This window comes from Bacteroidota bacterium (genome assembly GCA_018692315.1).
Taxonomy (GTDB): domain Bacteria; phylum Bacteroidota; class Bacteroidia; order Bacteroidales; family JABHKC01; genus JABHKC01.
Window position 1 is genome coordinate 1 of record JABHKC010000037.1, and the last position, 11,406, is coordinate 11,406.

At 31.4% G+C, this 11,406-nt stretch carries 10 protein-coding genes; all 10 read right to left on the reverse strand.

Annotation, left to right across the window (positions count from 1 at the left end; translation table 11 throughout):
* On the reverse strand, positions 1-478 hold a 478-nt coding region (locus HN894_03170; protein MBT7142313.1), incomplete at its 3' end, for an NYN domain-containing protein.
* A 173-nt stretch (positions 479-651) separates the two neighbouring features.
* Positions 652-2,223, reverse strand: a complete 1,572-nt coding sequence (locus HN894_03175) for a serine hydrolase (protein ID MBT7142314.1) — start codon at positions 2,221-2,223, stop codon at positions 652-654.
* 115 nt (positions 2,224-2,338) lie between these two features.
* Positions 2,339-3,010: an RloB domain-containing protein gene (locus tag HN894_03180; protein ID MBT7142315.1), complete on the reverse strand. Its 672-nt coding sequence runs from the start codon at positions 3,008-3,010 to the stop codon at positions 2,339-2,341.
* Positions 3,011-3,012: 2 nt separating this feature from the next.
* On the reverse strand, positions 3,013-4,347 hold the full coding sequence (locus HN894_03185; protein ID MBT7142316.1) for an ATP-binding protein: 1,335 nt from the start codon (positions 4,345-4,347) through the stop codon (positions 3,013-3,015).
* Positions 4,348-4,539: 192 nt separating this feature from the next.
* On the reverse strand, positions 4,540-6,624 hold the full coding sequence (locus HN894_03190) for a glycoside hydrolase family 97 protein (protein ID MBT7142317.1): 2,085 nt from the start codon (positions 6,622-6,624) through the stop codon (positions 4,540-4,542).
* An 85-nt stretch (positions 6,625-6,709) separates the two neighbouring features.
* On the reverse strand, positions 6,710-8,491 hold the full coding sequence (locus tag HN894_03195; protein ID MBT7142318.1) for a hypothetical protein: 1,782 nt from the start codon (positions 8,489-8,491) through the stop codon (positions 6,710-6,712).
* Between the two features lie 42 nt (positions 8,492-8,533).
* Complete coding sequence (locus HN894_03200) at positions 8,534-8,890, reverse strand: transcriptional regulator (protein MBT7142319.1); 357 nt, start codon at positions 8,888-8,890, stop codon at positions 8,534-8,536.
* Positions 8,881-9,189, reverse strand: a complete 309-nt coding sequence (locus HN894_03205; GenBank protein MBT7142320.1) for a type II toxin-antitoxin system HigB family toxin — start codon at positions 9,187-9,189, stop codon at positions 8,881-8,883. The genes HN894_03200 and HN894_03205 overlap by 10 nt, the downstream gene beginning before the upstream one ends.
* Before the next feature lie 666 nt (positions 9,190-9,855).
* On the reverse strand, positions 9,856-10,587 hold the full coding sequence (locus tag HN894_03210; GenBank protein MBT7142321.1) for a hypothetical protein: 732 nt from the start codon (positions 10,585-10,587) through the stop codon (positions 9,856-9,858).
* Positions 10,588-10,992: 405 nt separating this feature from the next.
* Positions 10,993-11,283 carry a glycoside hydrolase family 97 C-terminal domain-containing protein gene (locus tag HN894_03215; protein MBT7142322.1) on the reverse strand — a complete coding sequence of 97 codons (291 nt, stop codon included), beginning with the start codon at positions 11,281-11,283 and terminating at the stop codon, positions 10,993-10,995.
* Between the last annotated feature and the right edge of the window lie 123 nt (positions 11,284-11,406).

An 11,406-nucleotide genomic window follows, 5' to 3' on the forward strand; every position in this document is an offset into this window, starting at 1 on the left:
CTATTGATTCATTGGATTCTTTACTTTCAAGCTTTTCCTCTGTTTGTTTCTTTAAAATTTCAATATAAACAAATTTGTCGCAAGCTACAATGAATGGGTTGGGAGTCTTTTTTTCTCCTATCCCTATAACTTGCATACCAGCTTCTTTTAGTCTTGTGGCTAATCGGGTAAAATCACTATCGCTGGAAACAAGACAGAAACCATTAACCTTGCCACTATAAAGAATATCCATTGCGTCAATTATCATTGCTGAGTCTGTGGCATTCTTACCAGTAGTGTACCCGTATTGTTGAATAGGTGTTATTGCATTTTCTAAAAGAAGATTCTTCCATTTGGTTAGGCCTGGTCTAGTCCAATCACCATATATCCTCTTGATGGTTGGATTGCCATATTTGGCTATTTCTTCCATCATTTCTTTTACGTTAGCCGATGGTATGTTATCTCCATCTATTAGGACGGCTATATTAAAATTTTTCATTCAGGTATTAATTAGTCAATTGCATTATATTTTTTGTGTGTGCCAAGCATAATCGTATGCTGTACAACCACATTTATGCTCAATAAAAATTTCAAAAGTACAAATTGTTTTTGGAAAATAGAAATTCAGAACAAGTGATACAAAACGGATTTAGCCATTTTGTTAGTCAATTTTCAATCAGCAATCCGTAGAAGTTCCAAATCCTGATAATCGAAACTGAAGTCGATGTTTGGAGAAATTCCTTCCATCTTAATCATTGTTGCTTTTCCTTCTTTATCTAAACTGAAAGTTGCAAAAGCATCGCTGGTCATATCTTTATACTCCATTTTTATTGCGAAAGTAGTGGCTTTGTAGAAAAACATTTCGCCGCTAAGTTTTGGAGAACGAAGCGAACGAAACCACAACTTATCTTCTTTTAATGAAACTTCCACTTCTCCAAACCAATTGTCTTTATACGTGCCAATGAAATTTTCTAAATTCAGATGGTCTGTATTTGCATTTTCTACAGTTTCCCATACTTTATTTACTACCGAATCGCCTACATTTTGGCTATAAGAAAGGGCATTTTCTGCTCGTTTAATCCAATCGAATTTTTCAACACCTATGTATGAGTCTGTGATAGCTTTTGAAATAATATAATATCCAAGGCCTCCGGGAGCCGAGTTTGTGAGAACAACCACTCCGAGATTCAATTCAGGAATAAGAGTAGTCATAGAAAGCATTCCGGGCAAACCGCCAGTATGGCTTATTGTTAGATAAGAATTTTCGTCGGACAGTTTCCAGCCTAAACCATAGTACGAAAAATGTGTTTTATAACGAGATTGAGGTTTATAGTTGAAATTTATTCTTGTATGAGCTGTCCACATTTCATTTAAGTTTTTTTTCGAAAAGAGTTTCTTTTTCAATCTGTAGCCATACTTACCTTCGTTCAGCAGCATAAGAAGCCATTTACTCATATCGTCCACGCTTGAATAAATTCCACCGGCAGCGGCAGTCAGATTGTTCGAGTATGTTTCTATCTGCTGCAATTCTCCAGTTTCGGTGGAGTGTGGTAAAGCAATATTGGTTTTGCTTCTCACACTTTGAAAAGTACCGGCAGATCTATCCATTTCTAAAGGAGCAAATATTCGTGTTTCTACAAATTCTGTCCAGCTTGTGCCGCTGATTTTTGCAATGATTTCTCCGGCTACTATATACAAAAGGTTGTCATAATCGTATTTTGTACGGAAATCGGACACTTGTTCCTGATATTGAAAACTACTAACGACATCATTGATTGTAAAATCGCTGCCATGCGGAAATATCATCAAATCGCCTGCTCCCAATCCTAATCCGCTTCTATGAGTAAGTAAATCCTGAATAGTGAAATTTGCTGTTACATATGGGTCGTACATTTTAAATTCCGGTATGTAATCCACAACTTTATCTGTCCACGATATTTTGCCTTCATCCACCAGAATTGACAAGGCAGCCGTAGTAAATGCTTTACTATTGGAAGCAATGGCAAATAAAGTATTTTCATCGACTTTTTCTTTTGTTTGCATCGAACACAGGCCGTATCCTTTAGAATGAAGAACTTCCCCATCTTTTACAAGTACAACAGCAATTCCGGCTTGTGGCATTTTCCCCATCGATTTGCTGATGAGAGAATCAATTTGTTTGCTGCCAAAACCTTGAGAATTTGCAAAGAAAGAAAACGAAACTGATAATAAAAGTAAAACGCTTTTGATAAATAATTTTTTCATTTTTTTAGTTTAAAGTTTGTAAAGTGATAAATTTTATGTGTCAATTTAGATATTTTAAGATTTGGATTGCCACCTGCGACAAAAATTATGGAGTATATTGTGCTTTAGCATTTTGTTATTTTATCAATTTCTCAATTAGTAAGCATACACTTGTGCCTAATTCATTAATCAAATTTTCATTGTTGACTTGCATATTCTTTGCTCGAATAATGGCATCATTTATTCCATTTTCAAACCTTTCAAATTTCAGGTTCTTTTTATTATATCCTTTCAGAATAATTGAAAGTTCTTTGTCTATAAAACGTCTGGTTTTATTCACTTTATCGTTATTTATCAAACCATCAAGGGAATATTTTTGTAAATCAGTAAGATGCAAAAGTAACCATAATTCAAATGTTGGATTTGACAATGCAAGATTATAACCCTCTAATTTACATTTATCAATAATAGAGTTTAGTTGTTCCTTACTAACATTTTGCCTGTCTCTGTCAACCACCATCCACAATTCATTGGCTTCAATACCATGTTCAATCCAATATTCTTTTCTTTCATCAAGCAAGTCAATCACATGATTTGGATGACTTTTTGTATCAGTTTCATCTCTCTTTTCAAGTCTTTCAACCTTGATGATTTCGGAAGAATCTAAATCATGAATACCATCAAAATATTGCTCCTCTGTTTTGCCTTCACTGGCTATTGAAATAAGGTAAACTTCTTTTGTATTCTGGCTTTCAGGTTCTATAGCCCTTTTCCCAAATTCATTTTTAATCCTCAATCTACCTGGCATAACTAGAAATTTAAGTTTTTAAAACTCTTGAATATTGGAATCGCACCATATCTACCAAGCAAATAGTCTTTTCGAACTATTTTGTCATTCCTTACTTTAAATTCATCCAATGAAAATAATCGCGACTGATTTTTATTTTTTTCAATAAACCAGATTTCATCTCTACGTAATAGTTCCAAGTCCATCAATAATGATTCATGAGTTGTTACAATCATTTGACTTTCATTATTCTTTGTTAATTCAAGAAAAATTTCAAAGATTCCATAGGTTAATTTTGAATGTAAACTTCTGTCTAGTTCATCAATAATAAATACAGAATCAGTTTTTGTCATTTCATGTAATGCAGGTATGAAATCAAATAATCTTTGTGTCCCATCAGATTCGTCTTCAATATCAAAAACAATTGGAGATTCAAAATTATTGATATGTTCCAAACCTATTTTTTTTACCTTATATTCATTTTGGGTATTTCGTCTTAAAGAATATGTGATTCCATTAATTTCAAAAATAATAGATTTCACTTTTTCAATATTCTTCGTTAAATCTTCTTTTATTTGCTTTGGTATATCAAAACTTTCTAAATCTATTTCTTCAGATGTTACATTTTGAATTCCGGTTTGAAAAATATTAAGAAAACTGTTGAATATCTTGGACATTTCATCGTCATCACCAATAAAATTCAAACCTGAATATTTGGACTTAGGAAATACGACAGTAAGCTTCTTTTCAAACCAGTCATAAACATTCTTGAAGTCAATCGCCTCACTAAAGTCATTAATACTCTTTCTGTTCATTTCATTCAAAAAAAGTAGATTATCAGAATTTTGGAAATCCTCTCGATATACATCAAATCTCTTTTTTGCTTTTGAACTTAATTTAATAGCAATATCAATCTCATGTTTGTTTTCACTATTTATAAATCTGTCAAATATTTTCTTTTCTTTGTTTTGTCCTATTTCATATAACCATTCTTCAATTATCTGATTATCCTTTAATATTAATGCAAATCCATATGAATAATATTTATTCCCTGATTTGAATTCATATTGAAAAATTGTTGGCACATTGATATTATCTTTTTTTAGGCGGTAATGGCAATTTACGGGATTAAGTTTATTTATTCCATTTACAATTATTCTTCTTGAGAAGTCTATTGCTTTTACAAAATTGGATTTCCCAGAAGCATTTGCACCATAGATTACTCCTGACTTTAAAATACTAATTCCTTTCCCTTTATGATAATGAGTAGAAAGCCTTCTTTCTTTATTGGCTATTAATGAAAATTCAGATTTTTCATTAAACGACATAAAATTCTCAACATTAAATCTAATTAGCATGACAATATATTTTAATATGCTGTAAAGTAACGAATAATTCTCATATTAAATACATATTTTTGTTTTATTTAGTGCAAGAATATTTTTAGACAGTCTGATGCATAAAAGTCTTATATGATAATTTTGTTTTTGGAAATTGTTTATTGAATATTGAGTGTTGAATATTGAATGTTTTCTTTAATGATTTCTTAACTATTTATTCAGCTTTATCCATTTAAGGCTAATAGCTAGCCCTCCTCCTGCAGCCAATAAAAAAGTTTTTGTATCGCCTTTTTGTATTTCCATTTGCTCAATTTTTATATCAAGTGGTTTGTTTTTGTAATGTGCTTCTTCTCCGTCTTTATATATTACAGCTTGATAGGTTTTTTCCTTGTCAAGAAAATCAAAATCAATAGTTATTTCTCTTTCGTTTTCGTCTGTGATACTTCCCAGAAACCAATTTTCTGTTCCTTTTTCCTTTCTTGCAATTGTAACAAAATCTCCTACTTCACCATTTAAAACATGGGTTTGTTCCCAATCTACTCCTACATCCTTTATAAACTGAAAGGCTGCTTGATTTTCATAATTATCTGGTAAATCGCATGCCATTTGAATTGGGCTATAAATCACTACATACAATGCCAATTGTTGAGCCAGTGTTGTGTTAATTTGGTTGTTTTCTTTTGTGGGTAAAGAAATATCAAATACTCCTGGAGTAAAATCAATCGGACCTGCCAACATTCTTGTAAAGGCAACAATAGCTAAGTGTTCGGGTGGATTTCCTCCATCGCCTGCCCAAGCGTTGAACTCCTGACCTCTAAGTCCTTCTCTAGCAATTGCATTGGGGTATGTTCGTCTGATTCCGGTTGCTTTTATTGGTTCATGTGCGTTTATAGCAACTTTATATTTTGCACCAGTTTCTAAAACTTTTCTATAATGATTGACCATCCATTGTCCGTGGTGATACTCACCTTTTGGAATTAATTTTCCTACATAACCGGTTTTCACAGAATGAATTCCTAATTTGTTCATCATTTGATATGCTGTATCTAATTGCTGCACGTAGGTCCGCGGTGCACCGGATGTTTCGTGGTGCATAATAATTTCAACTCCTTTTTCTTTAGCATAATCAATAACTTCTTTAATATTATAGTCGGAATATGGTGTTACAAAATCAAAGATTCCTTCCCTGTCTTCAAAACCTATCCAATGTTCCCAACCTGTGTTCCATCCTTCAACTAATATGCCTGAAATATTGTTTGCTGCTGCAAAGTCAATATATTTTTTAGCATTTTCTGTTGTTGCTCCATGCATTCCACTTTTCATATCCCAAGTAGATTTCCCAATGTGCATTTCCCACCATATGCCCACATATTTTTTTGGTACAAACCAACTCACATCACCAATTTTATTTGGTTCATTCAAATTCAAAATCAATTTTGATTCTATTAAGTCAGTAGCATTGTCGGCAATTTGTATTGTTCTCCAAGGTGATTTAAATGGTAGGGCTCTTTTAACTTTATAGCCTAATCTATCGGATCCTACCAATTCACTGGTAAGTTTTAATGACTCATTATCTACTTTTATTGTCATCCCGGCATAGTCTGTTAGGTTGGCTTCATGAAAACTCAAATGCAATCCATCGGAAGTTCGCATTGTAACAGGAGTGTTTACAGCATTTTCAGGAATATAAGTTTGAGCTAACCATTGTTCTTTTTTAAGAGCGAGAGCATCAATCTCAGACACTTTTGTTGTGTTGTACAGATGCTCATAAATATCCCAATCCCCTGGAGTCCACCATGCTGTATGATCGCCGGTAAGTTGAAATTCAGTATTTTCATCCATTATTATCAGACTATCTACTCCTTTTTGATTCAAAAACTCATATCGAAATCCAATTCCATCATCATAAGCTTTAAAATGAATGTTTAACTGTCGCTTTGGTGAAGAGATCTCTTCCAGTTTTATGATTAGTTGATTGTAGTGATTGTTCACTTTTTTTTGTTCACCCCAAGGCATTTCCCAGCTTTCGTTTATTTCTTTGATAGATGTTCCAATAATTTTCAATCCGTTTTCTAATGGTGCTTGGTTCTTGAAATCAAATCCCATGGAAGATGAATCAATTACAATTTTATTGTTGTGCCTTACCAAATAGCAAGGAGTACCTCCACTTGACAATTGGAATTCTATACTATTCTCCTTATTCGGAGATGAAACAATTGCAATATCCTTTTTTTGATTACATGCTACTATTGAAATCAACAGAAAGTAAACAGCCATAAAATTTATTTTATTCATCGTATTTTCTTTTCAAGTTTTGTAAGCTAAAAATTTACAAATATTTATATTTAATCTACCATTCATCTTTGATTATACAAAATTATTATTCCTGATCTCTTTTTTCAAACATTTCTATATTATTGATACCTAATCTGTCCAATATATATTTGTTCCATTTCTCGAATGAATTTTGATTTTTCCCCATCTGAACTTCATCAAGATATTGTTCACTTATTTTGTCTAAATTTTCTAAAGTTAACTCATAATATGAGTCTATTTGATCAATTGTAAAAATTTCTGAATTAAGCTTTTTTTGCATTTTTCGTCTTTCAATCTCGTAAATGTCAAAATATATATTAATGAAAGGATTGGTAGAAGAATCTGTGGGAAGATGGAAATATGTTTGGTTTTGGTCAAATACTGTGTATGATTTGCATTGTAGCGTATCGTTCAAACTACAAATATCAAGCAAGATTTGAACCTTAAAATTGTAAAACTCTCTTTGAAAGCTAAGGTTATTAATTAATTGCCGTGAATTGTTTTTATTTTCGTGTAAATCAGAAACAAGTTGAATACGGTTTGTTGCATCCCAAAAGTAATATTTATATAGGAAAAAGGAAGCGTCAAAAATAGGTAAGACTAAAAAATTGCTACCGAAGTTTCCTTCTCTATAATTGACAAGACTCCCTTCCTGAGAGAAAAATCCCAAATTTTCTTTTTGTTTTTCAGTAAGAAGTAATTTGTTGTTATTATTCCAGAAAATTTCATTGTATGGGATAAACGACATTTTTCTATAGTCACTGAAGTTATTGTCGTATTCAAAATATGGAAGAATAAATGGTTTGTCAAAATCGTAAAAATATATTATGCCTTTAGAACTAATATCTCTATCTATTTCATTATGGAGCTGTGCTGTAGTTTTTGCTTTATCTAAATCAGTCTTATATTTAAAACTGTATTTGAAATTAATATATTCAGGCACAGTTTCATTGCCAATTTTTTTGTAGGCTTTACTAATATTAAAAGAAACTTTATGTATAGAATTAAACTGAAACAGGGGCAAGAACGGATGTTTATTTGTGTTTTCTACAGACAAATCAATTTTTAATAGTCGAAAAGTTCCTTTTTCAATCCACACTTTTCCCGAGAAATAATCCTGCTGGTTTTTATATGGAGAAAAATTTATGATATACATATTTTCATCTTGATTTTCCATTTCAAGATTAAATTTTCTTTTCATCCTTCTTTTTGCAAATTGCAGGGGTATAAATGGGAAATAACCATTTTGACTTGTTAAATTTATCAATGTAAAGGCTTTTGAAGAATTTAATGTTAAAAAATAATTCTCAGTTTTACTGGCATGTCCGGTCCTTCCATTTTTGAAACGCAATTCATCAATATTTGTTCCTGTAAAATGCCCATTGTAATAGCATTCGACTAATTCTATAGGTTTTCCCTTCGATTGTGTTTCCAATCCATAATATACTTTCGATACATGTTCTGTTTTATTGTTCTTTAGATTTTTCCTGCACTTTTTCAGAATTTCATAAAGGTAGTCGTTATCAGTATAAACGGTAATTTCTTGTATTTCAAAATCCTTTTTTTGTAGAAATATTTCGTTCATTTGAAGGAGTTGTACTGCAGAAATAGTTTTGATTTCGTAGCCCATATAATAAAACTGCAATGAATCTTTAGCTGAATCAACAGAGATATTAAAAACCCCATCGGCATTTGTAATTGTGCCTTTTCCTGAGCTTTTTATTACAATATTGCAATATTGCAAAGGCTCTTTTGTTTTAGCATCTTTTACAGTAGCCTGAATGTTGTCTTGTGAAAAAGACCAAAATGAGAGAATAACTAATAATGATGATAGAATTATTCGCATTGAATTTGAGGTTTTATTGAAAAACTATTTTTCCATAAAGTTTTAATAATTAGTCATTAATGATTCATAAGGGATTTTCAATTTGTCGTGCAAATTTCTAATCATATTCAATGACAATTTTCGTTTTCGGCTAAAAATTTCTGAAACTCTGCTATTATATCCTATAACATTAACTAAATCTTTTTTTGTCATTTCCATTTGATCCATCCTAAATTTGATAGCTTCAATTGGGTCAGGTGCTTCTATTGGATAATATTCATCTTCATATTTTTCTATGAGAATAGATAATAATTCCGCTTCGTCTCCTTCTTCAGAATCAATTGAGGCATGAAATATTTCTTCAAGTCTTTTTATAGCTTGATTATAATCCTCTTCTGTTTTTATAACTTTTATATCCATAGTTCATAAATTTTTTCTGCATTTATTTTTTCGTATTCAGAATGCGTTCCTATAAACCGAATAAAGACCCATTGTCTTATATAATTGATTTCAACTATAAGCCGGTACTTATTCCCACAAATATTAAAAACAACCCGACTTTGTTTTAATATACTTTCTCTTGAATATTCTTTTTTGATATCAGTAGGAGTTTTCCAATTTGCTTTTACAACTTCCTTAAACCATGTATTTAATTGCTGTTTTGCATCATTATGCTTTTCCCAAAACTCTCTTAATATCTTTTTTGCAATAACTCTCATCAATTTCCAAATATTCTTCAAAGATAAAGAAAATTACCAATACGGTAAAATATTATTTCATAAATTCAGAAATCTAAAGTGGCTCTATGAAAACTCCATTTTCTTCAAAAAGCTAAAGTCAATAACCTATGGCAAAATCCTATTGCCAGAGTGTTAAAAATTGGAATGAAAATGAAAGAATGAAAAATAGAAAATCTTAACCCAACTTGTAGATCAACACTTGTTAATGGTTGATTAACAGGCCATTAAAAACTTGTTTTTACAATTGGGAACAACTTTTGTTTTCTGCCTATCATATATTGTTGATATGAGTGCATTTAGCAAATTTAGTATTTTTCATTTTGATATTGTTAATAAGTTATAATATCTATGGGGGTCAATCGACAGGACTGAAATTGCAACTATCAGATAATATGTGTGTGTCCAGCATAAGCGTATGCGGACACCCACCTTGATGTTCAATAAAAATTGATGATTTACAATTGCGAAAAATTGGGGAAATTAAATTTGCTATTTACAAGAGAAACTGAAACAAAGAATTTCTGAGCATCAACTCAAATTTTCTTTTGCTTAATGAACCGCTAAGTACGAGACCCGTACGGTTAGTGGTGTGAGAGGTGCACTGGCGGTTATTTGACCGTCAGCCACCTACTCGATTGTGCACGGTTATTTATATGCCAATAAAGTTATCTTCTTTTTATTTTTAGTCAGATAATTATTAATAAAAAATCCTTTTTGATTTATTTTTTCAAAGTCAATTTCAAAGCTATTATTTGCAATAAAGTACTCCATATCAATTACAATTGTTGGTTGAAATAGAAATAATAACTTAAATTGATTTAACTCATCTGATTTATTAATCTTTCCAATTGAGAATCTAATTCTATGTTTGTCAAATCTTAAGGATGGATTGTTCTGCGAAACTGTTTCATCTACATTTTCTCCAGTATCTTTTTCTCCAGTAATTCTATTAACATTTACACCCAAGTCAGCTTTTCGACTTTTTGGATTTTTGGCATTTGGACTCATAATAAGAAATTTAAAAGTCAATTCTTCAATCTTTTCAACGTTTTGAAGAAACATAGAAGCACTTTTACTCTTTTGCTTATTATTAATTAAATAATTTTCAAGGTATGCAGGAAAATAGAGCATCATCGGTTTCTCAAATTCGCAATCTTCTTCAATTAAATCCCAGTCATATTTAAACAAACGAATATTGTCGTTATATTTCCAATCATTTTGAAATGTCAATGAAACATTTCCATCAGGATGATGAATTGAAATATGAAAGTTATCATTACTCTTATCTATGAAGTAAAGGTCTTTATCATTTTTCACAAATGAAATTCGACATATTGGACGGTGATTGTCACTTGAGTCAATATGAACAGTATTCATTTTTTCTATTGGTATAATCTGTTTTTTTTAATTGTGCACAACTAACTAATATGTGCACCCGAGTGCATTATATTTGACATATCGCTAATATGCAAATTACACTTAGTTTGTTTAATATCAAGCATTTGAATATTTTGTATCATCAAAGTCAGTGGCATATATTTATTTTTTTGCTAATTTATAAAAAATCTGCCGGACTTTATATATAGGCAAGATTTTTATTTGATTCATATGTATAGACTTCAATTATTCTGCATAAAAAGAACAACAAAAACCGTCGACAAGTACATAGCAAAATTTTAACTGACAGCTACTTTAAATACGGGATGTAGTTCGATCCCGATTTTTCATCGGGACTTGGTTTTACAAACCGCTTATAGTTCTATTTGTTGGCGGCTTCTAATATCAATTAATGTCTTGCTTTGAAATTATGGCAGCCCAACCTCCACCAGCTTCCATTTGTACTGATATTTTAGAATTTTTGTTGACTTCTAATGTCTTCAATTTATAGTCTTCTGCAAATCGATCAGCATTAATACCATCTTTAAAAACTTCCATCTTAAAGGTTCCTTCTTTTAAGAAGGAAAGATTAAGTTCTAACTCCCTTGGAGTCCAGTCTGTCATTGCTCCAATATACCATTTGTTACCCTTTCTTCTGGCAAGTGCAATATAGTCACCAACTGAAGTTTCCTCAATTTTCCTCCCAAATTATAGATAGCTGGCTATCAGGGATTTTGGGTTTAGTTTTATAAATTAGCCCATATTTATTATCAAACAGATAATTAAAGATACCATCTGCCATGGCATAGCTATAGAAAG